Here is a 25,740-nt window from a genome sequence, read left to right on the forward strand (position 1 = left end):
AATCCTTTTCTTATTTCTTGCATTTTAAAGTGGGCTCAGTGTTCTAATTCAGTGTTCTAATTCAGTGCTCTAATAATGCAATTAAACATTTAATGTAATTGTTGTAGAAAATACTTCACCCATTTTTCGTATGTTCCAGATACTTCAACAGAAGCAATGCCGGTGAAGTATTTGAAAGAACTGCTCATCAGATTTTTTGAAAGCGAGAGCACAGGTTGTTGGATGACATTCCTATCCATCAAAAAGAGCAGGGTTAGCAACCTGCCTATTCTTCCATTTCCAGCGATGAATGGATGAATCATTTCAAATTGATAATGAATGAGCGCCGCCATGATGAGAGCGTCAGTCTGTTCCTCGTAATGGATATAGTTTTCTAAGTCGGCAATAGACTTTGCCATATCCTCATAAACAGGTGGAATGAAGGGAGCTGTTGCCAGCGTGTCATCTTTTGTTCCAAGCCAGATAGGTGAGGTGCGCATCTCACCAGGGTATTTCCTTTCATTGTGCTCACCTTGCATCATTACCCAGTGTACATCCTTGAGCAATCGGCTGCTAATAGGCAGTTTCTGCATACGTTCTACGGCAAATCTTGTGGCTTGAAGAAGGTTTTGTTCATCTAATTTGCGTTTCTTGTCTTCCTTATCATCTGTTTCAAAGAAAGCTAAGGCTAAAGACTTCTTTTCGCCATATACCAGATTCACGGAATTCTCAACTTCTTCCTTCTGCAATGCATCAATATCAGAGAGGTTGCGATTCTTTAATCTTTCATGTGCTTGAGCAAGCAGTGTTTGCATTTCTTCATCCATTTCCAGGTGAATATCCTGTAAAGGGGTTGGGACGAAAGAGCGGTATGCTCTCTCGTCCCTTCCTATTGTTCTGTAATATCCTTGTCTATCCATTTGTATTCAATTCTTTGAGCGACTGGGCTATATCGCCAGCAATACCCACGCTCTTTTCTGCTATCTCCTGTGGAATATAGAGCTCTTGAGGCATGTTGAGCGTGATATATTTAGCATTCGGCTCACGATAAGCCAGCTGCATGATTGGTAGCTTGATGAGTCGGTTGCGCGAGCCAATACCCAACTCTAAGATAACGAGCTTTTTGCCAGAATATTTTGTAAGAAAGTGATGGAAGAGTGTGTTTTTCTTGGGGTCTGGCGCTGCCGAAAGGTCGGTCATGACACCTTCTATCTCGAAGATGCGATTTTCATCAAACCCTGATTTCTCCAGATGCAAGTCGCCATTGCTGGTAAGGATGAAGTAATCCTTCTGCCCAATCACTTTCATGAGGTTATACATTACCTGTGAAGGTTCGTAATCGTCTACCCAAAACTTCACCAATCGTCTGTGGAACTCTAAGCGTGCTTCAACAGTAGGATACTGAAAGTAAAGACCTTCCACAACGTTTCTGAAACCATATTGCTGCTGCATGTCGCCAAACTGTCTTCGAAACATCTTGTTGTTGGCAAAGATATGATAGCCCTCGGCGATAGAAAGTCCGTTGCTGGCTCCTATGAGAATGGCATCAGCCTGGGCTATCCATTCTTGGGCAAGAGTGATATTTGCATTCATATTTAATATATCCTTCCTGGTTCGAAATTTGTATCTGATACGATATGATCTGCCGGTTTGCCCAACAGTTTCTTTAATGTCACAGCGATATCTTCCTTAATGGCAATACTCTTTTTGGCAATCTCCCTTGGAACATAAGCATCCTTTGGATTGATTACAGCATAAGTGGCATTGGGCCAGCGATATACCATGTTCATAAATGGCTCCTTGATAAACATTGGAGTCATCATACCCACACCAAGCTCGAGGAAAAGCACTTTCTTGTTCATGTTCTTCTTGAGGAAATCCATATAACGTTGCATTTCTTTTCGGTAATAGCTACCCTCCAGAAACTCGTGACTGCGCCACCATGGAATCATCTCCGTACCGCAATGTGGACAACGGGGAATCAGGTCGTCGGGCAGTCTGTCACCTTCTATCTTGTCCAGCAACTCATACACCTTCTTCTTGTTGGGATAGATTTCGTCTGTACAAGTATGCTTACACTGCCAGTAGCGGAAATCGCCCTGAATGCGAGTGATCTTCTCGACAGGAAAGGTGCGGAAAAACTGCGCATCCTGATTGGTGGTGGCAATATAATAGTTCTTGCCATCGAGTAGTTCTGCCAGATCCTCGTATGGCTCACCAGTATGACACTCATACAGGTACTTGTACTCGCGGAGCAATGCCGCCCATAGTTCCCCTTTCTTGATTTGCGGATGATAAAACAGTGGGAAACAACCATCAGCATGATATTTCTCGCCCAACTGTCCGGCTATCTGTTTGAATGTGGCATCATTCATATAATAAAAGCGGAAACCTGCTGCTGCCGACATTCCAGAGGCACCACCCACGATGATGGCTTCTGCCTCCTGAATATTTTTTTTCAGTATTTCTATCTGTGTCATAATTTCTATCTGTGTCATAGTATCAATACTTGTCCGTCTTCTGGTATCATCAGGCGTTTTTTATCCACCTTTTCATATTCAGCCTGATTACGGAGAATAGCCCTTGTTGTCTGTCCATGATCTATGGCATCCATATGAACCGCAATAAAACGAATCTGAGGATCGCAGTCCTTCAGCATTTGCATAGCTTCCATTTCATTCATCGTGATATCTCCATCTGTCTTTGACTGTGGTAGGAAAATGTTTCCACCAGTATTGATTACTATATAATCTGGCTTATAGGTAGATACAGCTATCTGGGTCTTCTCATCCCAAATGCAATCGCCCATAATGTAAATGGTTGGCTGTTTCTTGGCTTTGAGAATGTAACCAGAACTTGGTCCCATTTGCGCACCAAGTTGTCCACGTCCGTGATTGCCTCTGACGCGGATAATGGTGATTCCTTCATGCTCAATGCTGTCTGCAACGCCCACGGCATGAAAGAAGCCGTCTTTCTCCTTTACCTGCTCTACATCTTCAGTCTGTACGAACCACGGCATATCCTTGCGAATCAGCTTGACTGCTGTTTCATCATAATGGTCAGGATGGTTGTGGGTTAAGAGAGTGAAATCCAGTCCATCAAGCACTTCTTCCACGGGCATCGTCAAGTTTACACGAGGATTTGGATTTACGCCAAGAGCCGACCCGAAAGAGCCTTTGGCACTAAGCAATGGATCAACAAGAATTTGCTTACCTGCATATTCCATCTTCAGGGTTGCATTGCGAATGAGGCGGATGTAGTTCTTTGCACTCAACTGAGTAAAAGCCGACATTAAAGCCAGCATCAAAATCATTTTTTTCATACTTATGCGAATTTTAATTCCATTATATATTTACCTTCATTATTCCGACTGCAAAAGTATGAAAAAACACTGATGTATCAGATACCGGAAAACCGCCAAAAACTACCAAAATGATAAATTATTCTCATTCATACACCCCATTCTTATAGTCCTCCTGGAATTCTCGACATGTCTTGCCCGTCTGCTGCTTGAAAAAACGCATCAGGTGGGGTGGTTCGGGGAAACTGAAAGCGTAGGCTATCTCACTTATAGACTTGCTGGTGAACAGAAGCTCGTTTTTGATTTCTGCCAGCAGTCGCTGTTTCAGCAGATAGGTAGCCGATACTCCATACTGCGCCATCACGCTATGGTTCAGGGTGATACGGCTAATCTTGAGCAGCGAGGCGTAGTCTTGCACACGCTGCAACTTCCGGATGTGGGTTTCCATCAATTCCACAAACTGAAAGGCGTAATAATTCTTAGGAGCAGCCTGAGGCAATTGATGCTCACGGACATAATGGCGATTCATAATTGCCAGCAGATAGTAGAGTACGCTGACGATGATGTTGTAGCTGTCGGCTTGAGGCTGCCGAAGTTCTGTCCGTATTTTCTTGAGCAGCTGATTATATTCTTCACATTCATTTCCTGAACACATCAAATAGGGCGGTGTTTCGGTCTGCTGGCAGTATTGAAGTCGATAGACAAAGAATTTGTCGGCAATGAAGGTTCGCATAAAATCTTCACGGAATATCAAAAACTCGTAGTCGAGAGCTGGCTCATCAATGTGCCATTCCTGCTGCTGGTGTGGCTTCACAATGAGCACCATGCTGTCTTTCAGGTTTATCTTCCTGTAGTCTATCAGCACGTAGCCATTAGCTTTCTTGATGAAAAATATTTCGAAGAAGTCGGTCTTGAACACTTCATGCTCCGTAAGCACCCAAGGGCACTCTCCGCCATAAGCTGTGTTGATGTAGAAATCTACGCCGCAATCCGTCTTGTTGAACGGCACTTCTACCAGACGCTGTCTTTGCTTTGCCATAATCTTAATCTTTAATCTGAAGTTTCGCAAGTGAATAAATATCAACTTGCTTGGTTATATATATTATGTGTCGTATGGGCAACAGGCAATGATAGCCCATATCTTGTCCGTTACGGATAAGCAGAAACTTTGATAGCTGCTCTCCAGCCTGCAAAATTACAAATTAACTATGACCACCGCAAGATTTATGGAAGAAATAACCCGATGGATAGATGAAAATCATTATAATAGGGTAGATGAAAAATGCGATGATTCTGGTAAGGACACAAAAAAGGCAGGTTCCAAATTGCTTTGGAATCTGCCCTCAATCATTTATGCGAAATTGTTATTTGACTTCGATCTTCTTGGTTGTCTTAGCCTCTTCTTTAGGAGTAAGCTTTGGAATCTCAACCTCAAGAACACCGTCAGTTACCTTTGCTGAAATATGCTCACGGTCGGCATCCTCAGGCAAGGTGTAACACTGCTGGTAGTTGCTGTAAGAGAACTCACGACGCAGATAGTGCTCGTGCTTGTCTTCATCCTTATGTTCCATCTTGTTCTCTATGGCGATGCAGAGATTGCCGTCATTGTCGAGATTGATGCGAACCCATTCTTTCTTCAAGCCAGGAGCAGCAACCTCCATGGTGTAGACTTTATCGTTCATCTTGATATTAGTGGCAGGAGCTGTAGCGACATTTACGCGTGGCATCAAGTCTGTATCAAAGAAAGTGTCATCAAACCAATTACTCAACCAATTAGAATCATTATTTCTACGAGCTAATAACATAATTAAAACCTCCAATTTTCTTTTACTCGTCCTCTCGGTGTCTTGCGACTCCGTCGGGATTTCTATTTGTTATACTTTTGTTTATTATTCACTTTTGTTTGATTGCCTCGAGTCTCAAGACTCATCCAACTCATTGATTGTCATCGTCTTGTAGCTTTACGCTTTCACGGATGGATAGTGCAAGATACGTGCCAGTTCACGATGCAGTCCTTTTGTTGCCAGTTCTGTCGCAGGCAAATGCCAAAGGTGTCAGCAAAGTTTAAAATAATTATACTTTGCTGACAAAGCTGTCGGCAAAGTATAAGGTGATAAAACAAATGACTTTGAACCGGTGAGTCATAAGTCAAATCCTATACACTCAGAAAAGTTACACAGATGTCACAGATTTACACAGAACTTAAAACGTTGAATATAAAAGCTTTGTATAAAAAAAATAACGAGTGATTTCTGTATCTGTTTTCAGAACATCTAACAGGACTTCCTGCCAGTTTGGTTACCAAATAATGTTAATTGGCTACCAATTAATTGTTGTTTCAATAAAAAAGTGTATCTTTGCATCATAAACTAATATATATTGAATGATGGTTGTAGTTAGTACAAGAGACTTTCGCACTAATCAGACAAAGTATCTGAATTTGGCAAAAGCAGGAGAGCACGTAGTCCTAAAATCGCGTGCTGGCAATTTCCGCATCTTCCCCGATGACGGAAGCAATACCATTGACGCACCGCGCGACTTGATGAAAGAACTCAGAAACGCTTTGACGGAGGTAAAAGAAGCCATTGCCGGAAAGCGTAAACTTCAATCTGCTGAAAGTTTGCTCGATGAGTTGTAATATTACAATATCGGTTTCTGACGACTTTGCAAAAGAAGCAAAACGTCTCGCTAAGAAATATCCAAGTTTTAAACAAGACTATAAGGATTTTCTTGTAAGCATTAAGAATAATCCCCTGCAAGGCGATGAGATTACAAAAAACATACGCAAAATCCGTATGGCTATCAAAGCTAAAGGCAAAGGAAAATCTGGTGGAGCAAGGGTCATTACTTTCAATATCCTTACAGATATAGAAAATGGTCATGTGGTTTTTCTTCTTCTCTATGATAAAGAGGATGCTTCAACTGTCAAAGTCAATGTTGTCAAGCAACTTGTGCGAGACATGGGATTTGATCTTGAATAGAATCTATAATGAAGCTGTTGGACTCTAACGTATTCCAACAGCTTCTTGTCGTATATGCAGGAGAAATCATTAAATAGTTGTGATTTAATGATTTGATCCTTGTTTTATTTGCAAAAGCAGTAACTTTTAAATCGAAAATGACTAATGACTAAATCTTGCGAAAGGTCATCAAAAGTCGAGTTTGACCACTTTGACCATGACCACTTTGACCACAATACAAAATAATCAGGCTCACCCCTTATGGAGCGAGCCTGATTGTATTAGATTTTCCTGTCACGTTTCCCCAGAGTTGCTTATCACCTCTGCTGTCAAGTCGCCCTTGGTGAGGCGGAAGGTGCGGCCCAGGGCGTGCCAACCGTACACATCAAAAATGGCCGACCTCCAACTTAATAAATGTTATAAAGGAATTCTTTTTCGCCCATTAGGTTGTTTTGTGGGGTATTTATTGTAAATTTGCAGTATAATTAATAAGGTATACATATTAACCCAAGATAGAATTAACGAAAACAAAATAAAACATGATCAAGAGATTATTGTCATTTCTCGACGCTTCGCCAGTCAATTTCCTGGCTGTCAAGAACCTTACCGAAGAGTTGCAGCAACATGGTTATCGCCGCATTGACACTACCGAGACCTTAGGCACTGTAAAGGCCGGCGACAAGTTTTTTGTCACCAAGAACGATTCCTCCATCTATGCCTTCCAAATAGGAAGAAAACCCCTGGCTGAAACGGGATTCCACATGATTTGTGCCCATTGCGACTCACCCACATTCCGCATCAAGCCTCATGCAGAGATCGACTGCGAGGGAGGTATCGTGAAGCTCAACACTGAGGTGTACGGAGGTCCCATCATGTCGACATGGTTCGACCGTCCGCTCACTCTCGCTGGAAGAGTCATCGTGAAGAGCAAGGACGTGATGACCCCCACTACCCTCCTGCTGCACGTGAAGCGCCCATTGCTGCAGATAAGCAACCTGGCCATTCACTTCAACAGACAGGTGAACGATGGGGTGAAACTGAGCCGACAGAAAGATGTGCTTCCTATCCTGGGAATCATCAACGACGAGCTGGAGAAAGGTAACCTGCTGATGAACATCATCCTCGAGGAACTGAACAAACAGCAGACCGTGGCTCGCGAGGACATTCTCGACTTCGACCTCTATCTGGCTGATGCCACTCCTGCCTGCACCTTTGGCGCGCACAATGAATTGATCTCTTCGGGAAGACTCGACGACTTGTCTATGTGCTTTGCCGGACTTGAGGCGCTGTTGGCTTCACAACCCACCGACACCACACAGGTGCTTGCCATCTTCGACAATGAGGAGACGGGCTCGCAGACCAAGCAGGGAGCCGGAAGTCCTTTCCTCTCCTACATGCTCAAGCGCATCGCCCTGGCTCAGGGCGGAACCGAGGAGGCTTATTATCAGGCTGTGGAGCGTGCCTTCATGATTTCGGCAGACAATGCCCATGCATGGCATCCCAACTACTCCGAGAAGTACGACCCTACCAACCATCCTATGCTGGGAGGCGGACCGGTCATCAAGTTTAATGCTGCCCAGAAGTATGCCAGCGACGCTTATTCTGCATCGGTCTTTGCCGGCCTGTGCAAGAAGGCAGGTGTGCCTTGCCAGCGCTTTGTGAACCACAGTGATGTGGCAGGTGGAAGCACACTGGGCAACATCCTTGCCTCTTCCATTCCGCTGCGCGGTGTCGACATGGGAAATGCCATCCTTGCCATGCACAGCTGCCGCGAGACAGGAAGCACTGCCGACCATGAGTTCTGCGTCAAGGTGTTCACACAGTTCTACCAGGAATAACATGACACGATGAAAGGCATTCAATTGTATCAACAAAGATATGATGAAAAGTGGATATCGGAAGATTGTCATAGCATGCGACTCTTATAAGGGTTGCCTTACGAGCAGGGAGGTGAATGACACAATAGCAGGAGCTTTGTCGGCTCCCGAAATCATAACCCTCGAAATGAGTGATGGGGGCGAGGGAATGCTCGATGCCTTTCTCTCGGCAATGAAGGGTGAACGGGTGAGGATTCATGCTCATGATGCCCTGATGCGATGGACGGAGGCTGAGTACGGAATAGTGGACAATACTGCTATTATCGAGATTGCGCAGACAGCAGGCCTGGCTTTGATAGAGCCCGAACAGCGCAACCCGATGAAGGCTACGTCCTGGGGTGTGGGCGAGATGATCGTGAATGCCTATCGCCGGGGCGTGACCCATTTCATCGTGGGATTGGGCGGAAGTGCCACTTCCGATTGCGGTATAGGAATGCTCAAGGCTATGGGCGACGACTGGAAGACGATACGCAGGGAATGCAGCTTTGTGCTGGCTTCAGACGTTACCAATCCTCTTTGCGGCGAGAACGGCGCGGCTCATGTCTTTGCTCCTCAAAAGGGAGCAGACTCTAAGATGGTGGAAATGCTGGATGCCCGTGCCCGGAAGTTTGCCGAGGTGAGCGCCAAGCATTTCGGTTATGACAGGAGTGAGGCTCCGGGAGCTGGTGCTGCCGGTGGTTTGGGCTACGCCTTCCTGCAATATTTCAATGCCAAGGCTCGTCCTGGGGCTGAGCTTCTTTTAGAGAAAATTGGGTTTGACGCCTTGATTCAGAATGCTGACCTTGTGATTACAGGCGAAGGACATAGCGACCGGCAGACCTTGATGGGGAAACTGCCACAAAGAATCCTTGAGCATGTTACCAATCAGAAAATCTGGCTTGTATCGGGTGGCGTGAGCGACAGGCAGGCGATGCTGGATGCTGGTTTCGACAGAGTGATTCAGGTTACTCCGGACAACATGCCTTTGGATATGGCATTGAAGCCTGATGTGGCACGCAACAACATGATAAAAGCGATCATAATGGAAGAGAAACAATGAAATACATCATTTTTGATTTTGACGGAACTATCGGCGACTCACAACGGCTGATAGTAAAGACCCTGCAGGACACGATGCGGGAAAGAGGACTCGAGGTGAAGTCGGACGAGGCTTGCGCCAAAACGATCGGACTTCGGCTCGACGAGGCCTTTGTGGCACTCTTTGGCATGAGTGCCGAAGAGGGTAAAGCCTGTGCTGCCACTTATCGCGAGATATTCATGAAGAACAAGGAAATCATGATTGTCGAGCCTTTCCCTCATGTGATAGAAACGCTCCGTAAACTGCATCAACGTGGTTTCGTACTGGGCGTGGCAAGCAGCCGCAACCATTGTTCGCTCGACGGCTATGTCAGGCAGATGGCGCTCGACAACATCTTCACCTCTATAGTGGCGGGCGATGATGTGGAGCATGTGAAGCCTGCCCCCGACATGGTGTGGCGGGCTCTGAAAGAGATGAATGGAGAAATAGAAGAAGCCTTGGTCGTTGGCGACATGACATTCGATGTGGACATGGCGCACAACGCTGGTTGCAAGGCATGCGCCGTGACTTATGGCAACGGAACCCGCGAGCAACTTGCCTCAGCCGACTGGATCATCGACGATTTCGCAGAATTGCTGCAGAAATTGGATTTTTAAATATTGAGTCCACTTTCGTATATTACCCTTCTCCTTCCACCTTGCAGCCATTGAATCCCATTTCCCTGGCTTTATCCGGACCAAAAGTAAAGTAAACGGCTTCGCCCTCGTCGCAAATCTCGCCTGCTGAATTTTCAAGAGTAAGATGAATGGTGGCTATGTTGCGACGCTGGTTGGCTAAATGTCCACGAACCGTAATTTGAGTATCTGAGGTAAGAACAGGCTTCTTATATTTCACATTGAGCTGCATCGTCACGCCTGTAGTCTGAAGCTTACGGTTGATTACCCATCCTGCCACTTCGTCCATCAGCATTCCGATGATGCCTCCGTGAAGGGTGTTCACCCATCCCTGATAGTTAACACCTGGAGTCCAGACAGTGAGCACATCATCGCCATCTTCCCAAAACTCGAGATGCAATCCCACAGGATTGCCTGGAGCACAACATACACAGTTGTATTCCGGTTTGCCTAAATAAGGATTCAATATCTTCTTCATGACTCTAAAAAAACTCCTTAACTTCTTAACTTCTTAACTCCTTTAACTCCTCAAAAAATTAATCTTGTTTTTCGATGATCTTCATTCCTTCTTCCACAGCCAGCATGTTGAACACCTTGGAGTTCTTCATCTCGGCAGCCTTGTCCATGGCATCAATGCGATAGACGGTAATGTCCTTGCGCTGTGGCGGATTGATGACTCCATAGCCGTCATAAATAAGGATTCCTCCAGCCTTCACCTTGGGCTCAAACTTATCGAGCGACGGCTGGTTGAGCACGATGGCCACATCGTAATGGCTGAGGATAGGCGATGAAATTCGCTCATCGCTCACGATGACTGTCACGTTGGCTGTACCGCCTCGCTGCTCGGGTCCATAGGCTGGCATCCACGTAACCTCCTTATCCTCCATCAGTCCTGAGTAGGCCAGGATCTTTCCCATAGAGAGGACGCCCTGTCCACCAAAACCGGATATAATGATTTCTGTCTTCATTTGTTTCTATTTGTTTTAGGGAAGAGCAAATGATTTTTTTTCACTCTTCATTCTTCGCTCTTCACTTACATTCCCGTTGTATCCTTCAGGTCTCCCTTCACATACTCCTTGAACATATGCTCCTCCATCCACTTGTTGGCTTCTACTGGTGAAAGTTTCCAACCGCTGTTGCAGGTGGAGACGATTTCCACAAGACTGGAACCAAGTCCCTTCATGCTTGCCTCGAAAGCTTTGCGGATGGCTTTCTTGGCTTTGCGGATGCTGGCTACGCTTTCCACACTCTGACGGCTCACATAGCAGGTTCCCTGAAGATGTGATGCCAGCTCGGTAATGTTGAGTGGATAACCATGAAGGTCGGGCTGACGTCCGTAAGGACAAGTAGAGGTTTTCTGTCCAAGCAGTGTTGTCGGTGCCATCTGTCCTCCCGTCATGCCATAGATGGCATTGTTGATAAAGATGGCTGCTACGTGCTCACCACGGTTGAGGGCATGGATGGTTTCGCAGGCTCCGATACAAGCCAGGTCGCCATCACCCTGATAGGTAAAGACGAGGCGGTCGGGCCAAAGACGTTTTACTGCTGAGGCACCGGCAAGAGCTCGTCCATGAGCTGCTTCCTGCCAGTCGATGTCAAGGTAACGATAGGCAAAGACGGCACATCCTACAGGACAGATACCCACGGCTTTGTCTTCAATTCCCATTTCCTCGATTACCTCGGCCACGAGCTTATGCACCACACCATGAGAACAGCCCGGGCAGTAATGCATCGGGGTGTCGTTCATCAATGTTGGTTTCTTGTAAACCAGGTTTTCTGGTGATATGATATTGTTCGTCATTATTTTGTACTTTGAGTATTGCTGATAAGTTGTTTTACAGCCTCAACGATTTCTTCTGGTTCAGGAACGATTCCTCCCAAGCGTCCGAAATGTTCTACGGGGACTTTTCCATTGACTGCCAGACGCACGTCTTGTATCATTTGTCCGGCATTGATCTCGGCTACAAGTATGCCTTTACAGCGCTGTGCAAGTTCATGAAGCTGCTTCTCCGGGAAAGGCCATAGGGTGATGGGACGGAAAAGTCCAACCTTGATGCCTTGCTGACGGGCAACCTCGATACTCTTCTCTGCTACACGGGCGGCACTTCCGAAAGCCACGATGACATAGTCGGCATCTTCGATATGCTCAGTAGCATAACGCACTTCTTTCTCGCGTATGGTTTGGTATTTCTGCTGCAGATGTAGGTTGCGCTGCTCCATCACCTCAGGCTTAAGCTCGAGCGAGGTGATAATGTTGGGCTGGCGGTCTTTGCTTCTGCCTATAGTTGCCCAAGGACACTCGCGAGCGATTTCCTCTTCGGTGCGACGGGGCTTCATCGGTGGCAACACCACACGCTCCATCATCTGTCCGATGACGCCATCACTCAGTATCATGGCAGGATTGCGATAACGGAATGCCAGGGTGAAAGCCAAGTCTACGAAGTCGGCCATTTCCTGTACCGACGCCGGGGCAAGTACGATCACGTTGTAGTCGCCATTGCCTCCTCCACGCGTTGCCTGGAAATAGTCACTCTGCGAAGGCTGGATGGTTCCCAGTCCTGGACCGCCACGCTGCACATTGACGATAACGCCAGGCACTTCTGCACCTGCCATATAGGCGATGCCTTCCTGCATGAGAGCCACACCAGGACTCGACGAAGTGGTAAGCACACGCTTTCCGGCTCCGGCTCCTCCGTACACCATATTAATAGAGGCTACCTCGCTCTCTGCCTGGAGCACAACCATACCTGTCGTCTCCCAAGGCTTGAGGAGCGCAAGGGTCTCAATGATTTCTGTCTGTGGAGTGATGGGATAGCCAAAGAAACCATCTGCTCCACATCGTATACAGGCATGGGCGATAGCCTCATTGCCTTTCATAAGTGTTACTTCTTGCTCTGCCATTGTTAGATTTCCTCCTTTTTTCGATAAACGGTGATACAACCGTCCGGGCACACGATGGCACACGAGGTACAGCCTACACAAGCCTCGGCATGCGCTGGTTCTACGTAACGATAGCCATGCACATTCACCTTCTTTTCGGCAAGCGCTATGACATCGTGAGGACAGGCCTCCACACAGAGCGCACAACCTTTGCATCGCTCTGTATCTACCACAATTGCCCCTAAAATTTTATTCTTTGTCATGGGTTATAATAGTCTTTACAATAAAAGCCGAGGATATTATCGAGCATTTCCTTGGCTACGACGGCAGGGCTGTCGGGGTCAAGGGCTATGGCTTCCATATAGCAATCGAGAGCATGCTTGTAATCGCCTTGTTTGCGATAGGCATTGCCCTGTAGATAATATTCCTGAGCTGTCATTTATCTGCTGATGTTCTTTTAAATTTGCTGTGCGAAATTAATAAAATAAGCTAACTAAAAAGAATTATCAGCCGAGATTTAAACTATATTAATGTTGTTTTGCGGAAAAATGCGCACACCATATTTCAGTGTGCAATTTTTAAAGAATAATGTACGTTATTTCTAATATTATATTCTATAAGAACATACTCCGCCACTTAACGCAGCTGGCCGCGGTAAATGACGAACAATACTACACCCCGTAACAGAAGGTAGAGAACGAAGGCCAACCACAAGGCATGATTGCCCAGTAAAGGATGCAGAACGAAGAACAGAACGAAGAACGAAGCTGAGGCAATGGCGGTGGAACAGAGCATCGACTTTGACTGGGTGATACCGACAAAGATGCCGTCAAAGACGAATGCCGACATGCCCGACAAGGGAATCAGCACTGCCCACCAGAAATACGCACCGGATGCCGTTATTACCTTCTCATCACTTGTGAGTAACGAGAGAAAGTTCTCGCCTCCTATTATATATAATAAGGTGAAACCGACGGCTACGCCTACACCGAACATCATCGTTCTCTTCACTACTTCCCGGAACGCCACCCTGTTTCCGGCTCCATAATACTTGCCACTCAATGCCTCTGCCGCATAGGCGAAGCCATCCATAAAATAAGAGAAGATGGTGAAAAGCGTCATCAGCAAGGTGTTGACAGCCAACACCAGCGTACTCTCGCGGGAACCTGCTGCCGTAAAGAAAAGATTCACTGCCACCAGACATACGGTACGGAGAAATATGTCCCTGTTGAGCGAGAAGAATCGTTTCAGTGGTTCGGAATCAAAAATATGGTGACGATAATCATACTTGCCCAATCTACGATAGTAGAGGCGATAGAGCACACAAGCCATCAGAAGTCCCCACCATTGGGCGATGACCGTTCCGAGTGCCACACCTTCTACCGTCATCCTGCAGACGAAGACAAGCATCAGCGAAGCGATGATGTTCACCACATTCTGCGTCAGCGACACTACCATCGGGATGCGGGTGTTCTGCATACCGATAAACCAACCCGTGAATCCATAAAGTCCAAGCACAGCGGGAGCACCCCAGATGCAGACATAGCAATATCTGCGAGCCAACTCCACGACATCCGTCTCGGGTGACATCGCCCACAGTCCGCATCCGATTATCCATCGCTGAAGGATAAAGAACAGCAGACCTATCCCCACACCGATACTCAGAGAGCGCACCAGGAGTCGCTGCACCTCGGAAAAGTCTCGTCTTCCCAATGCTTGCGAGGTCATTCCGCTGGTTCCCATGCGCAGGAAACCGAACAACCAGTAGATGACATTGAAGAGCATCGAGCCCACAGCGATGGCTCCGATATAAGACGCATCGCCGATATGACCGACAATGGCGACATCCACCAAACCCAAAAGCGGTACCGTGATATTGCTGATTATCGACGGTACCGCTAAATGTAATATCTTCCTATTCATTAAATTTTAAACTTCGCAGCCTGCTCCTCGATGTAAGCTGCATCGCTGAAGTAGTCGATACGCATGGCTTTGCGAACCTCATCCATAGTCTGGGCTGCAAAGGCACGGGCTTCCTCACTGCCCTTCTTCAGGATGTTGAACACCTCAGGAATATCCTGCTCGTACTCATGACGGCGAGCACGGATAGGAGTAAGCATCTTGTTGAGCACACTGTTGAGGAATTTCTTACAGGTTCCGTCACCGATGCCTCCCTTCACATACTGGGCCTTCAGTTCGTCGAGATTCTGGAACTCTGGCCAGAACTCAGCGAAATCTTCAGGTGTAGAGAACGCCTCGAGATAAGTGAACACGGCATTGCACTCCAGATGTCCTGGTTCTTCCATACTCATACGTGGAGCACCGTTCGACATCTTCTTCACCTTCTTCCATACCGTCTTCTCGTCGTCGCTCAGATAGATACAGTTGCCAAGACTCTTACTCATCTTCTCCTTACCATCGGTACCTGGAAGACGACGGCAAACCACATTCTCGGGGAGCATAATCTCCGGCTCTACAAGCACAGGTGCGTAAATCTGATTGAAACGGCGCACCAACTCACGTGTTACCTCCAGCATTGGTTCCTGGTCTTCACCAGCAGGAACGGTTGTAGCTTTGAAGGCTGTGATGTCAGCAGCCTGACTTACTGGATAGCAGAAGAAGCCAAGAGGAATGTTGGCCTCGAAGTTGCGCATCTTGATCTCGGTCTTCACCGTTGGGTTGCGCTGAACACGAGATACGCTGATGAGGTTCATCAAATAGGTGGTGAGCTCGGCAAGCTCAGGAATCATACTCTGAATATAGAGTGTGCACTTCTGTGGATCAAGGCCTACAGAGAGGTAATCGAGAGCCACTTCGGTGATGTTCTGACGTATCTTCTCTGGGTTGTCTGCATTGTCAGTAAGAGCCTGCACATCGGCCATAAACACGAACATCTTGTCGAAGTCGCCTGCATTCTGCAGTTGTACTCGGCGCTGAAGTGAGCCGATGTAATGCCCCAAGTGGAGCTTGCCTGTTGGACGGTCGCCCGTCAATATTATCTTTCCCATATTATTACGATTGTTTCTGTTATACGAAAAATAGTCAGCCTGTCTGCTATTTTTAGTGCAAAGGTACAGCAAAAAGGGCAAAACACAAAATAAATAGTTACTTATTTTGTGTTTTTGCCCCTTACCCGTCACTTACCATGTATATTTTAATCGGCAAATCACAGTTGTGTTGTGACAGCGAAAACAAATTACTTCTTGGTGATCACCACTTGTTTCTCATTGAAAGCACTGCAAGCATCTACCAACTTCAAGACTTTGTCCCAGTTGGCTACTGGTTCCTCACGATGCAAGAAACTCTTGCTTACATGCACTATGATCTTGCCAGCCTCGGCACTTGCCTTCACCGCGAACTCGCCACAATCGTTGCTGACGGTGGTATTCAGTTTCTTCAATGACTCTGCTGAAGCCTGATAGCCATTTGGCAAAGCTATTTCTATATTCCACTCATCAGCAAATGCCATTCTACGCCAGATACGATCCTTACGGATGCGGTCATTGCCTTCCAGTTTCATCTGCTCTCCTATCAGCTTTCCCACAGCCAGCATCATGCTGCTTCCTGCACGTTTCACCAATCCTTCCATCTCGTAATCTACATGATAAACGAAGTCTGCGCTGTCTTTTCGGATGCCTACACAATCGAGTCCATAACCATTTACCTTGACTGGCTCCGCTTCATGATAGCCTTTTATCTCTTCCTTGAACTGGTCGGGTTGCTCCTTTTGCTTGTACTCGGCAAAGTCAGACTTCATGACGGAAGCATCTTTCTTCAAGAAAGCACTATAAGGATCAGACTCATCATACTTCAAATAACGCCAAAAAGCGGCAAGATGGTCGGGACCATACAGATAATAATCTGGCGAGCTAACCATTTGTCCGTATTCTTTCTGTGCGCCAGAATAGTCTATGCTGCGGTGAATATTCATCTTGGTACCATCGATGTTGACCTTAATGGTGACGACAGACTTGTTAGTGGCAGCTGTACTTACAGGGATTTCGAATGGCGCATCAACATCCTGCATATATGCCTTACGCCCCTGGAACTTATAAGGGATGTCCGATGCCACCTTAGGAAAGGTACCAGGGAAATAATACAGGTTGGTTCCCTTGAGGCGGAAGAACCAAGTGGTAGAATTATAGTTGATGAGCTTGTCGACAGGCAATTCGCCAACAGCAGTCGTGATGCCCATTTCCACTTCTACCCCTAACTTACGCAAGAAGTTGGGCACACGGTTGAAGGCTTCTTGGCTTGTTCCACCAGTAACATATTCATAAGCATAAATACGGTCTGCTTTCTCGTCGGCAGGCATCGACTCATCCTTGGCCGACTTATACACACTGCGTTTCTGCGCAGAAAGACCTGCTGCCGAATAGCCGTTCTTGCTAACATAAGACTTCATCAGCTTCCAGTCATCTTGTAGGATGGGCGCAACATCAGGGTTAGCTCGAACACCTTTCTGACGCATGGCCTTCTCGACCACCATGGTCTTCGACTTAGTGGGCGTAATGTACATCAAAACATAAGGAGACTGCAAGGAAGAGTTATACCAAGCAGACGGCTCTCCATCGACAGGTTGGTCCATCACAAAATCAAGCACGGCGTTTTTATCCTTGTCCGTGGTCTGCTTAAATTCGGGAGCCCCATTCATCGAGCGATAAACCGTAGACAAACTTTGGTCTAACACGCAATGCACTCTGCTATAAAGAATCGGCTCGTCTTGGCGAAAATAAAAAGTAAAAGGATCCAACCGCTGTTCCTGCGTGTCAATCTGGTCGAGAGAAAATACGTCAATACAGTCGCCGACCTCCAATCCTGGCACGGCAATCTTCTGGCTCAAGTCCTTGCCTTTCTTACCTTCCTTGACATCCACATAGTCATCGAAGTCGACCACTTGCACCTTGCCGTCTTTCTTCAACACACGAATACCCAGGACGGTATTGGTCTTATTGTGATATGCCCCTACCCACTTTTTTGATTTCGTGCGGAAAGAAAACTCAGAATAATCCTTCAAGGCTTTCTTGTCGTTGAGTTGTATCAGCATACGCTCCATGTCTTCGCAGTCTATCTGACGTGTCAGACGGAGGTTAACAAACAATTCCGTTGTTGCCTTACGGTAATAATCGGTACTCAACTCCCGGTAATAAGAGAGGATAACAGCCGATTCGTTCTTGTACTTCGCTGGCACTGTGCGTTTCTTGAAGTCAGCAGGAGTATTGTCCCACACTTCTTGACGCACTTTCTGAGCCAACTTGAGGTAATCAGCCTTGTCGTCAGCCTTAACAGGCAAACATACGAGTTGCATTGCCAAAAGGAAGAAAGCAACTCCCATCATTCTCACATGTTTCATAGTTCAACCTTTAAAATGTATAACATTGCTTATTTAGTTTGCAAAACCACTTGCTCGTTGCAAGCATCATTCCATTCGGAAACCAATTTGTTCCATGCCGGAATATCCTTCAAGGCTACTCGCCTGTTCTTGATGACATACTCCTTTTTCATGACGACACGATTGCCTTGTTTGGAAAACGTACAAGACAAGTCTGCCCAATGGGTATGCGACGCAAAAGGAGCAGGGAGTTCCTGCACACGCATACCTTTTGGTACAGAGAGACTGACCTTGCGCACATTCTTCAGTTTCATACCTATCATATAGTCGGAAACCCGCTTGGCAGTATCTACTTTCTCCAACCACACATCTTTGTCCTGATTCATATCCACATAGAGGTATTGGTCTGCCGACACTCCCACGTTTCCTTTATAAAAAGAGGAAGAGATGGCGAGCTGTTCGTCTTGGGGCCTACTACCTTTGAGCACCACATCCCTCATTTCGTCATTATTGCCGTCCATTCCCAACAAACGAGACAGAAATTGCTGTCTGTCATCTTGCGCAGCTGCGTCGTATGCCGACAAGACCATGGCTTTCATATCTCCTTTCCAAGAAGAATTCAGAGTGCCCTTCATGGCATAATTGCCATCCCCCTCTACGGAAAGTGCACAATCGTATTCCACAGATGAGGAACAAGCTTCCTGGGGCAATGTGGGCAACGTATAGACCCGGCATCCTTCTCCTTCTTCCACCAAAGCCTGTCGTCCCTGAATATTTGTAGGAATATACCCTAAGGGTATGTAAGAATTGGTGGCATCAAGATAATAGGGCTTACCCTGGTAGAACACCGTGCATATCGCATGATTGACAGAGGAAATGGTGGGTACTTCATGCGATGTATAAGGAATGTCATCTGTTCCGATATCTGTCTGTCGCGCATCAAAACCCTGAGCCTTCAACAAGGTTTTCAGCAAGAGCGACATGGCCTTACAGTCACCATATCGCTTACGGATCGTTTCGGCAGGAGTGGCTGGCTGATGGGCAGAAACGCCGGCCTCGTATGCCAAATAGCGTATGTGGCTTTGCACCCAGGCAAAGGTGTTGGCAATTTTCTCCTTGTCACTCTTTGCACCTTGGGCTATCTCTGCAAGGATTTCCGCTTGGTTGGGAATCGTACAGTCGACATCTGCCATTTTCTTAGACCAAGCGAACATATCCTGTTCATCCTTGAACAAACCTATTACGAGCAAATGAGGAACAGTATAGCCCCAGGCTGGAGCTCCCGCCTCGGAAACTGGCACAGACAAGCCGTGCATGACATAGGTAAACACGGAGTCGCCAGCCTCATCGGCCACAGCTGTCTTGACCACATCGGCAGGAAGATTACACTCCTTGAGATGATATTGAGATAAAGCCTTCGGTATAACCACCTGGACGGTTTTGTTCTCTACATAGTAGTCTTCGGGAAAAGAGATTCTTGTGAAATAAACAGCATCGGTAAAGGTTCGTGCAAAAGAGGCCTTCAAAGTCTTACCCACCTTGGGTATCCGATAATTGAAATAACAGACCTTGGTGTCATCAAAGAAGATATTCTCAGGTGTAGCAGACTTATATTGTGCCGTGCCCTTGGAGGAAGCTTTGTCCAAACGGATAAAATCTCCATAGTAGACATTCGGCTGAACAAGTGCTGCATATTTTGTCACGCCATATTCCAAATCCGTCGTATTCGAGATGACAGGAATACCATCGGAATTCACCTTAAACTTATACCGATCCACACAGTTTACTATATGCACATTGTCGTCCACGCCTTGAGCCGCAGCAGACAATACGCTCAGAAAACACAGATAAATAAATACAGGTTTTATTGTCATCAGATTGGTGTTATGAATTAAATGCCCCCCGAAGTATAAAACAAAGGAAGGGCATTTTATATATTATTCAAGTTTCGCAAATTTTACCCCACACGCCCTGAAGGGGCAGAAGCTCTTAGCCCAGGGCAGCGCCCTGGGTTATTTTGGACGCAAACCTGTCGCCCTGTAAGGGCAAAAGCTTTAAAACTTCAGGCAATTTACAAAGCTTTTGCCCTTACAGGGCGCCTTGCCGATTGCCATTATACCCAGGGCGCTGCCCTGGGCTAAGAGCTTTTGGGCCTTCAGCCCGTACTTAAACCACTTAGAACTCTGCGTTCTTAGGAGTACGTGGGAAAGGAATCACGTCACGGATATTCTGCATACCTGTAACAAAGAGAATCAGGCGCTCGAAACCGAGACCGAAACCAGCATGAGGACATGAACCATACTTACGGGTGTCGAGATACCACTCCATATCCTTCATTGGGATGTTGCGGTCCTTGATCTCGCCCATCAGCTTGTCATAGCTCTCCTCACGGACAGAACCACCGATGATCTCGCCTATCTGTGGGAAAAGCACATCGGTACCCTGAACGGTCTGGCCGCTCTTGCCACCGAAGCCACTCTCCTCCTCGTCTATCTTCATATAGAAAGCCTTGATGGCCTTAGGATAGTTGGTCATGATGACAGGCTTCTTGAAGTGCTCCTCTACCAAGAAACGCTCGTGCTCTGAAGCCAAGTCGTCGCCCCACTCACATGGGAACTCAAACTTCTTGCCATTGGCTATAGCCTCCTGCAAGATGCGGATACCTTCAGTATAGGGCAGATGAACGAATTCGGAGTTCAGCACACTTTCCAATCGGGCAATCAGACCCTTGTCGATCATCTTGTTCAGGAATGCAAGATCGTCCTTGCAGTTGTCGAGTGCCCAGCGGATGCAGTACTTGATGAAATCTTCCTCCAGTTCCATCAAACCAGCCATGTCCAGGAATGCCACCTCAGGCTCTACCATCCAGAACTCTGCCAGATGGCGGGGAGTATTACTGTTCTCTGCACGGAAAGTTGGACCGAATGTATAAATAGCACCAAGGGCTGTGGCACCCAACTCGCCCTCCAACTGACCAGAAACGGTCAATGAAGTCTGCTTGCCGAAGAAATCATCAGAGTAGTCTATCTTGCCATCCTCTGTCTTCTTCAGGTTGTAGAGGTTCTTGGTAGTTACCTGGAACATCTGACCTGCACCCTCGCAGTCGCTGGCTGTGATGAGAGGTGTATTGAAGTAGAAGTAGCCATGCTCGTGGAAGTAGGTATGGATAGCCATCGCCATGTTATGACGAATACGCATCACGGCACCAAAGGTGTTGGTACGGAGGCGCAGGTGAGCATACTGACGCATGTACTCAAAGCTCTGACCCTTCTTCTGCATAGGATAATCGCTTCCGCAGAGACCGTAAATCTCAATGCTTTCGCACTGGATTTCAACACTCTGTCCGGCACCCTGACTTTCAACCAAAGTACCTACTGCACTGATGCAGGCGCCAGTGGTAATCTGACGGAGCTGATTCTCATCGACCTTGGATGGGTCGACTACTATCTGAATATTATTAATAGTAGAACCATCGTTAAGAGCGATAAAATCGACTGCTTTGCTACTACGATGGGTACGCACCCATCCCTTTACATTCACGATTGAGCCATAGGCTGTGCTCTTGAGCAAGTCTACAACCTTAGTTCTTTTTACTGTTTCCATTGTTAATATTATGCTTCAAGGAGTTAAAGAAGTTAAGGAGCTAAGGAGTCAACTCCTTAACTCCTTAACTTCATATTATTGTTTCTTATTCAAAAGCACCCATGCGGAGCATGTCGACTTCCTTCTCTGTCAGGAAGCGCCAGTCGCCACGACGGAGGTTCTTCTTAGTCAGACCGGCAAACTGTACACGGTCGAGCTTGGTGACACGATAGCCAAGGCTCTCGAAAATACGACGAACGATACGGTTCTTGCCACTATGGATCTCGATACCTACCTGTGCCTTGTCGTTGTCATCAGCATACTCTACTGCGTCTGCCTTGATCTCGCCATCCTCAAGAGTGATACCGTCACGAATCTGCTGCAGGTCGTGAGCTGTCACGTTGCGGTCGAGATGTACGTGATAAACCTTCTTCTTCAAGAACTTAGGATGGGTAAGCTTGCTGGCCAGGTCGCCATCGTTGGTCAAAAGAAGCACACCTGTAGTGTTGCGGTCAAGACGGCCTACTGGATAAATACGCTCTGGACAAACATCCTTCACGAGGTCCATCACTGTCTTGCGCTGCTGAGGATCGTCGCTTGTTGTCACATAGTCCTTTGGCTTGTTGAGAAGCACGTAAACCTTCTTCTCCAAGCTGACAGGAGCATCGTGGAACTTCACTTCGTCGGTACGCAGAATCTTAGTTCCCAACTCGGTTACTACCTCACCGTTGACAGTAACCACACCTGCCTGAATAAACTCATCAGCCTCACGACGTGAGCAGATACCGGCATTAGCGAGGAACTTGTTCAAGCGCAATGGCTCGTTAGGATCGATGTTCTCCTCCTTATATTCAATACGCTTCTTGAGATTATATTTTGCATTGGGATCGTAGCCTGGTGTGTGTGGACGACCATATCCACCACGGTTGTTGTAGCCACCGCCCTGTGGACGACCATATCCGCCACGGTTGTTGTAGCCACCGCCCTGTGGACGACCATAACCGCCACGGTTGTTGTTGTAGCCACCGCCCTGTGGACGACCATAACCGCCCTGCTGACGAGACTGATAACCGCCACGGTTGTTGTTGTAGCCACCACTCTGTGGACGACCATAACCGCCCTGCTGACGAGGCTGATAGCCACCCTCTTCATCATTGTTGTTGAAACGAGGACGATAACCACCCTGTGGACGATTCTGATATCCGCCACGGTTGTTGTAGCCACCACCCTGAGGACGACCATAACCGCCCTGCTGACGAGGCTGATAACCACCACGCTGCTGATAACCACCTTGGCGATGCTCACCATTATTCTGCTGAAGAGCCATTCCGAAACCTTCTGGGCGGAATCCACCTTCATTGCTGCGACCGCTGCTGTAAGCACGCTGCGAGTTGATACGAGGACGCTGTGGGCGTCCGTTACTGCGATAATTCTTCTGATAACCGCCTGCTGGGGTATAACCCTCACGGGCACCTTCATTTGCAGTCGATTCGCTCTGAGGTTTGTTGTCAAATTCTGAATCCATTTTCCTTTTTCTTTCTTAAAAGCCTCACGGCTGGGTTAATAACTTTTTTTTAAAATAATTCTTTTAGTTCTTTATATATATATATGGTATATGATAAATACTTCGATAGGTAGCGATTGGGAATTGAAGATTAATATCTGTTAGATTCCTGTATAGTTGCTGGGGCTGATAGCCATCAGTTCTGCTTTCACACTGTCGCTCACATTCAAGCCCTGGATGAACTCATGAATGGTCTCCTCGGTCATGTGCTTGTTGGTGCGGGTAAGCGCCTTCAATGCCTCATAAGGATGTGGGTAAGCCTCGCGACGCAAGATGGTCTGAATGGCTTCTGCCACCACTGCCCAGGTGTTGTCGAGGTCTTCCTGCAACTTCTCTTCATGAAGAATGAGCTTGCGAAGTCCCTTCAAAGTGCTCTGAATGGCAATCACACTGTGACCGATAGGTACACCGATGTTACGCAATACGGTACTGTCGGTGAGGTCGCGCTGCAGACGGCTTACAGGAAGCTTCTGTGCCAGGAACTGGAGTATGGCATTGGCTATGCCCAGGTTGCCCTCGCTGTTCTCATAGTCTATAGGATTCACCTTGTGAGGCATGGCACTTGAGCCTACCTCGCCAGCCTTGATCTTCTGCTTGAAGTAATCCATAGAGATATACATCCAGAAGTCGCGGTCGAGGTCGATAATAATGGTGTTGATACGACGAACGGCATCGAAGATGGCACCCAAATAGTCGTAATTGCTGATCTGTGTGGTGTACTGCTCACGCTCCAAGCCCAGCTTCTCGCTGACAAACTTATTGCCGAAAGCACGCCAGTCGTACTGAGGATAAGCCACATGGTGAGCATTGTAATTGCCGGTAGCACCACCAAACTTGGCAGTCACCTTGCATGCCTTCAAACTGTTGAGCTGCTCGGTAAGACGATAGACATACACCATAATCTCCTTGCCCAAACGGGTTGGAGAGGCTGGCTGACCATGAGTCTTGGCAAGCATTGGTACATCCTTCCACTCATCGGCATAGGTCTGCAACTGAGCTATCAACTCCTCTACCTGTGGATAGAAAACATCCTGAAGTGCTTCCTTCACAGAAAGAGGCACACTGGTATTGTTGATGTCCTGAGAGGTCAAACCGAAATGGATAAACTCCTTGTAAGCATCCAATCCGCCAATCTTATCAAACTCTTCCTTGATAAAATACTCTACAGCCTTGACATCGTGGTTGGTAACCTTCTCGATATCCTTGACACGCTGCGCATCATTCTCATCAAAGTTCTGATATATCTCACGCAAACGAGCAAACAAAGCTGAATCGAAAGAAGCAAGCTGCGGCAAAGGCAACTCACACAAAGTGATAAAATACTCAATCTCTACACGAACACGATATCGTATGAGCGCATACTCGGAAAAATAGTTTGCGAGTGGCTCTGTCTTTCCCCTGTAACGTCCATCTATAGGGGAAATTGCTGTCAGTAAATCTAAATTCATAACCAATACGTATTATTTATAGGGTGCAAAGGTAAAAAAAATCAATGAAAAAGCCGAACAAATAATGATAAATTAGCTTAAAAAGAAAAAAAGTCTTGCAACTTTTATGTTGCAAGACCTTCATTTGTGGGCGTTGACGGATTCGAACCGCCGACCCTCTGCTTGTAAGGCAGATGCTCTAAACCAGCTGAGCTAAACGCCCTTACTTTTCGTAAGCGGTTGCAAAGGTACTAACATTTTTTGTATCCACCAAACTTTTAGCCAACTTTTTTCATTTTTTCTGCAAAAAAGTTGTTTTTACTATCTTTTTTGCCTCTTTTCGCCCTTCAAAAGTCAGATACGCCACCTTTTCATCGTGACATATAGCCCCTTGTCGTTTCCCGTGATTTGAAATTGATAAAAGACAGTCATCCCAAATACGTGATTTCTATGGATAGGCTTTACCTTACAGAACTTTTGAGCCTTCAGGGCGTGTGGGATAAAACTTGGGAAACTTGAGCTGGATAATATGAAAGATGTATTAAAAATAATTGCCTGCGCATAAATGTTTTTTGCGGGAAAATGTATCATAGTATCATTATTTAGCACGATATCCTTATAAACATCTGATATACTGCACAATACGAGAATGATACTTTTTCGTTTATTTTACAAGAAGTATCATAGAAGTATCATAGAAGTATCATAAATCACAAGAAACATCATTAAATTCGGCTTTGAGTCGATTTAAAAGACTAAAGTTTCAAAACTTTAGCACCTACTCTTCCAGTATGTAAAGAATGCCAATACAAACTATGAATAAGAAGAAAGATTGACAAGCTGGATTAGGAATAAAATCACATAAGCCGTTCTGTAAGAGACCATCAGGTGGTCTGTCTTGCCCGTCAAGTGGACACTCAGTGAACAAGCGTCGGGCATCGACTGAACAAGCATCGGGCATTGATTGAACAAGCATCGGGCATTGATTGCCCATGCGGTGTGCACAGAGTGCCCAAAAGTCAGGCGATTCTTGGGCACTCCTTGCAGATCTGCGGCTTTGCTTTTATGCATAATGCCTCATGACGATTTTGTGATACTTAGATGACGTTTTTTATGATACTTCTATCAGATTTATGATACTTCTAT

General features: G+C 46.6%; 23 protein-coding genes, 1 tRNA gene and 1 pseudogene. 5 read left to right on the forward strand and 20 right to left on the reverse strand.

What is annotated here, in order from left to right:
- Positions 1-89 precede the first annotated feature (89 nt).
- The 6 genes from F7D20_RS05805 to F7D20_RS05830 all read right to left on the reverse strand — a co-directional run bounded on the left by F7D20_RS05805 (position 90) and on the right by F7D20_RS05830 (position 5,085).
- Entirely contained in the window at positions 90-899 is an 810-nt protein-coding gene (locus tag F7D20_RS05805; RefSeq protein WP_158463230.1) for a Fic family protein, read from the reverse strand.
- Complete coding sequence (locus tag F7D20_RS05810; protein WP_158463231.1) at positions 892-1,572, reverse strand: hypothetical protein; 681 nt, start codon at positions 1,570-1,572, stop codon at positions 892-894. Before F7D20_RS05810 ends, F7D20_RS05805 begins: the two co-directional genes overlap by 8 nt.
- A 2-nt stretch (positions 1,573-1,574) precedes the next feature.
- Positions 1,575-2,459, reverse strand: a complete 885-nt coding sequence (locus F7D20_RS05815) for an NAD-dependent protein deacetylase (protein WP_158463232.1) — start codon at positions 2,457-2,459, stop codon at positions 1,575-1,577.
- 14 nt (positions 2,460-2,473) lie between these two features.
- Positions 2,474-3,301, reverse strand: coding sequence for an MBL fold metallo-hydrolase (locus F7D20_RS05820; RefSeq protein ID WP_367383912.1), 828 nt, complete (start codon positions 3,299-3,301; stop codon positions 2,474-2,476).
- Positions 3,302-3,425: 124 nt separating this feature from the next.
- On the reverse strand, positions 3,426-4,319 hold the full coding sequence (locus tag F7D20_RS05825) for a helix-turn-helix domain-containing protein (protein WP_158463233.1): 894 nt from the start codon (positions 4,317-4,319) through the stop codon (positions 3,426-3,428).
- Between the two features lie 325 nt (positions 4,320-4,644).
- On the reverse strand, positions 4,645-5,085 hold the full coding sequence (locus F7D20_RS05830) for an Hsp20/alpha crystallin family protein (protein WP_158463234.1): 441 nt from the start codon (positions 5,083-5,085) through the stop codon (positions 4,645-4,647).
- Positions 5,086-5,720: 635 nt separating this feature from the next.
- Here F7D20_RS05830 and F7D20_RS05835 point away from each other — a divergent pair.
- The 5 genes from F7D20_RS05835 (at position 5,721) to F7D20_RS05855 (ending at position 9,791) form a co-directional block, all read left to right on the forward strand.
- The gene (locus F7D20_RS05835; protein ID WP_228114114.1) at positions 5,721-5,918 is read left to right on the forward strand and encodes a prevent-host-death family protein; all 198 of its coding nucleotides are present in this window, start codon (positions 5,721-5,723) and stop codon (positions 5,916-5,918) included.
- Positions 5,908-6,261: an addiction module toxin RelE gene (locus tag F7D20_RS05840; RefSeq protein WP_158463235.1), complete on the forward strand. Its 354-nt coding sequence runs from the start codon at positions 5,908-5,910 to the stop codon at positions 6,259-6,261. The genes F7D20_RS05835 and F7D20_RS05840 overlap by 11 nt, the downstream gene beginning before the upstream one ends.
- Before the next feature lie 518 nt (positions 6,262-6,779).
- Complete coding sequence (locus F7D20_RS05845; RefSeq protein WP_158463236.1) at positions 6,780-8,078, forward strand: M18 family aminopeptidase; 1,299 nt, start codon at positions 6,780-6,782, stop codon at positions 8,076-8,078.
- Positions 8,079-8,118: 40 nt separating this feature from the next.
- The gene (locus F7D20_RS05850) at positions 8,119-9,156 is read left to right on the forward strand and encodes a glycerate kinase family protein (RefSeq protein ID WP_158463237.1); all 1,038 of its coding nucleotides are present in this window, start codon (positions 8,119-8,121) and stop codon (positions 9,154-9,156) included.
- Positions 9,153-9,791 (forward strand): HAD family hydrolase, encoded by a 639-nt coding sequence (locus F7D20_RS05855; RefSeq protein WP_158463238.1) that lies wholly within the window; start codon positions 9,153-9,155, stop codon positions 9,789-9,791. The genes F7D20_RS05850 and F7D20_RS05855 overlap by 4 nt, the downstream gene beginning before the upstream one ends.
- A 22-nt stretch (positions 9,792-9,813) precedes the next feature.
- Here F7D20_RS05855 and F7D20_RS05860 read toward each other — a convergent pair whose 3' ends face one another.
- From F7D20_RS05860 to F7D20_RS05925, 14 genes and pseudogenes are all read right to left on the reverse strand, one after another.
- Positions 9,814-10,287, reverse strand: a complete 474-nt coding sequence (locus F7D20_RS05860) for a PaaI family thioesterase (protein ID WP_158463239.1) — start codon at positions 10,285-10,287, stop codon at positions 9,814-9,816.
- Between the two features lie 76 nt (positions 10,288-10,363).
- A pseudogene (locus tag F7D20_RS05865) lies at positions 10,364-10,777 on the reverse strand (2-oxoacid:acceptor oxidoreductase family protein); the annotation flags it as partial.
- A 65-nt stretch (positions 10,778-10,842) separates the two neighbouring features.
- Complete coding sequence (locus F7D20_RS05870; RefSeq protein ID WP_158463241.1) at positions 10,843-11,610, reverse strand: thiamine pyrophosphate-dependent enzyme; 768 nt, start codon at positions 11,608-11,610, stop codon at positions 10,843-10,845.
- Positions 11,610-12,710, reverse strand: a complete 1,101-nt coding sequence (locus F7D20_RS05875) for a 3-methyl-2-oxobutanoate dehydrogenase subunit VorB (protein ID WP_158463242.1) — start codon at positions 12,708-12,710, stop codon at positions 11,610-11,612. Before F7D20_RS05875 ends, F7D20_RS05870 begins: the two co-directional genes overlap by 1 nt.
- A 2-nt stretch (positions 12,711-12,712) precedes the next feature.
- On the reverse strand, positions 12,713-12,952 hold the full coding sequence (locus tag F7D20_RS05880) for a 4Fe-4S dicluster domain-containing protein (protein WP_022251673.1): 240 nt from the start codon (positions 12,950-12,952) through the stop codon (positions 12,713-12,715).
- Positions 12,949-13,128, reverse strand: a complete 180-nt coding sequence (locus tag F7D20_RS05885; RefSeq protein WP_022251674.1) for a tetratricopeptide repeat protein — start codon at positions 13,126-13,128, stop codon at positions 12,949-12,951. Before F7D20_RS05885 ends, F7D20_RS05880 begins: the two co-directional genes overlap by 4 nt.
- 197 nt (positions 13,129-13,325) lie before the next feature.
- A complete protein-coding gene (locus tag F7D20_RS05890) occupies positions 13,326-14,612 on the reverse strand; it encodes an MATE family efflux transporter (RefSeq protein ID WP_158463243.1) in 1,287 nt (428 codons plus the stop codon).
- Positions 14,612-15,697 (reverse strand): tryptophan--tRNA ligase, encoded by a 1,086-nt coding sequence (gene trpS, locus F7D20_RS05895; RefSeq protein ID WP_158463244.1) that lies wholly within the window; start codon positions 15,695-15,697, stop codon positions 14,612-14,614. The genes F7D20_RS05890 and trpS overlap by 1 nt, the downstream gene beginning before the upstream one ends.
- A 188-nt stretch (positions 15,698-15,885) precedes the next feature.
- Positions 15,886-18,042, reverse strand: a complete 2,157-nt coding sequence (locus F7D20_RS05900; RefSeq protein WP_158463245.1) for a DUF3857 domain-containing protein — start codon at positions 18,040-18,042, stop codon at positions 15,886-15,888.
- Between the two features lie 29 nt (positions 18,043-18,071).
- Positions 18,072-19,895 carry a transglutaminase-like domain-containing protein gene (locus tag F7D20_RS05905; protein WP_158463246.1) on the reverse strand — a complete coding sequence of 608 codons (1,824 nt, stop codon included), beginning with the start codon at positions 19,893-19,895 and terminating at the stop codon, positions 18,072-18,074.
- A gap of 301 nt (positions 19,896-20,196) precedes the next feature.
- Positions 20,197-21,624: an asparagine--tRNA ligase gene (gene asnS / locus F7D20_RS05910; RefSeq protein WP_158463247.1), complete on the reverse strand. Its 1,428-nt coding sequence runs from the start codon at positions 21,622-21,624 to the stop codon at positions 20,197-20,199.
- An 85-nt stretch (positions 21,625-21,709) separates the two neighbouring features.
- The gene (locus tag F7D20_RS05915) at positions 21,710-23,128 is read right to left on the reverse strand and encodes a pseudouridine synthase (RefSeq protein WP_158463248.1); all 1,419 of its coding nucleotides are present in this window, start codon (positions 23,126-23,128) and stop codon (positions 21,710-21,712) included.
- A gap of 140 nt (positions 23,129-23,268) precedes the next feature.
- Positions 23,269-24,615 (reverse strand): adenylosuccinate lyase, encoded by a 1,347-nt coding sequence (purB, locus tag F7D20_RS05920; protein ID WP_158463249.1) that lies wholly within the window; start codon positions 24,613-24,615, stop codon positions 23,269-23,271.
- A gap of 127 nt (positions 24,616-24,742) precedes the next feature.
- A tRNA-Val gene (locus tag F7D20_RS05925) sits at positions 24,743-24,817 on the reverse strand.
- Positions 24,818-25,740: the final 923 nt, after the last annotated feature.

The sequence above is a fragment of the Segatella copri genome (genome assembly GCF_009495355.1).
Classification (GTDB): Bacteria; Bacteroidota; Bacteroidia; order Bacteroidales; family Bacteroidaceae; genus Prevotella.

Coding starts and splice junctions, on each gene's coding strand:
- F7D20_RS05805 (WP_158463230.1), bottom strand. CDS start 899: ATGGATAGACAAGGATATTACAGAACAATAGGAAGGGACGAGAGAGCA.
- F7D20_RS05810 (WP_158463231.1), bottom strand. CDS start 1,572: ATGAATGCAAATATCACTCTTGCCCAAGAATGGATAGCCCAGGCTGAT.
- F7D20_RS05815 (WP_158463232.1), bottom strand. CDS start 2,459: ATGACACAGATAGAAATACTGAAAAAAAATATTCAGGAGGCAGAAGCC.
- F7D20_RS05820 (WP_367383912.1), bottom strand. CDS start 3,301: ATGAAAAAAATGATTTTGATGCTGGCTTTAATGTCGGCTTTTACTCAG.
- F7D20_RS05825 (WP_158463233.1), bottom strand. CDS start 4,319: ATGGCAAAGCAAAGACAGCGTCTGGTAGAAGTGCCGTTCAACAAGACG.
- F7D20_RS05830 (WP_158463234.1), bottom strand. CDS start 5,085: ATGTTATTAGCTCGTAGAAATAATGATTCTAATTGGTTGAGTAATTGG.
- F7D20_RS05840 (WP_158463235.1), top strand. CDS start 5,908: ATGAGTTGTAATATTACAATATCGGTTTCTGACGACTTTGCAAAAGAA.
- F7D20_RS05845 (WP_158463236.1), top strand. CDS start 6,780: ATGATCAAGAGATTATTGTCATTTCTCGACGCTTCGCCAGTCAATTTC.
- F7D20_RS05850 (WP_158463237.1), top strand. CDS start 8,119: ATGATGAAAAGTGGATATCGGAAGATTGTCATAGCATGCGACTCTTAT.
- F7D20_RS05855 (WP_158463238.1), top strand. CDS start 9,153: ATGAAATACATCATTTTTGATTTTGACGGAACTATCGGCGACTCACAA.
- F7D20_RS05860 (WP_158463239.1), bottom strand. CDS start 10,287: ATGAAGAAGATATTGAATCCTTATTTAGGCAAACCGGAATACAACTGT.
- F7D20_RS05870 (WP_158463241.1), bottom strand. CDS start 11,610: ATGACGAACAATATCATATCACCAGAAAACCTGGTTTACAAGAAACCA.
- F7D20_RS05875 (WP_158463242.1), bottom strand. CDS start 12,710: ATGGCAGAGCAAGAAGTAACACTTATGAAAGGCAATGAGGCTATCGCC.
- F7D20_RS05880 (WP_022251673.1), bottom strand. CDS start 12,952: ATGACAAAGAATAAAATTTTAGGGGCAATTGTGGTAGATACAGAGCGA.
- F7D20_RS05885 (WP_022251674.1), bottom strand. CDS start 13,128: ATGACAGCTCAGGAATATTATCTACAGGGCAATGCCTATCGCAAACAA.
- F7D20_RS05890 (WP_158463243.1), bottom strand. CDS start 14,612: ATGAATAGGAAGATATTACATTTAGCGGTACCGTCGATAATCAGCAAT.
- trpS (WP_158463244.1), bottom strand. CDS start 15,697: ATGGGAAAGATAATATTGACGGGCGACCGTCCAACAGGCAAGCTCCAC.
- F7D20_RS05900 (WP_158463245.1), bottom strand. CDS start 18,042: ATGAAACATGTGAGAATGATGGGAGTTGCTTTCTTCCTTTTGGCAATG.
- F7D20_RS05905 (WP_158463246.1), bottom strand. CDS start 19,895: ATGACAATAAAACCTGTATTTATTTATCTGTGTTTTCTGAGCGTATTG.
- asnS (WP_158463247.1), bottom strand. CDS start 21,624: ATGGAAACAGTAAAAAGAACTAAGGTTGTAGACTTGCTCAAGAGCACA.
- F7D20_RS05915 (WP_158463248.1), bottom strand. CDS start 23,128: ATGGATTCAGAATTTGACAACAAACCTCAGAGCGAATCGACTGCAAAT.
- purB (WP_158463249.1), bottom strand. CDS start 24,615: ATGAATTTAGATTTACTGACAGCAATTTCCCCTATAGATGGACGTTAC.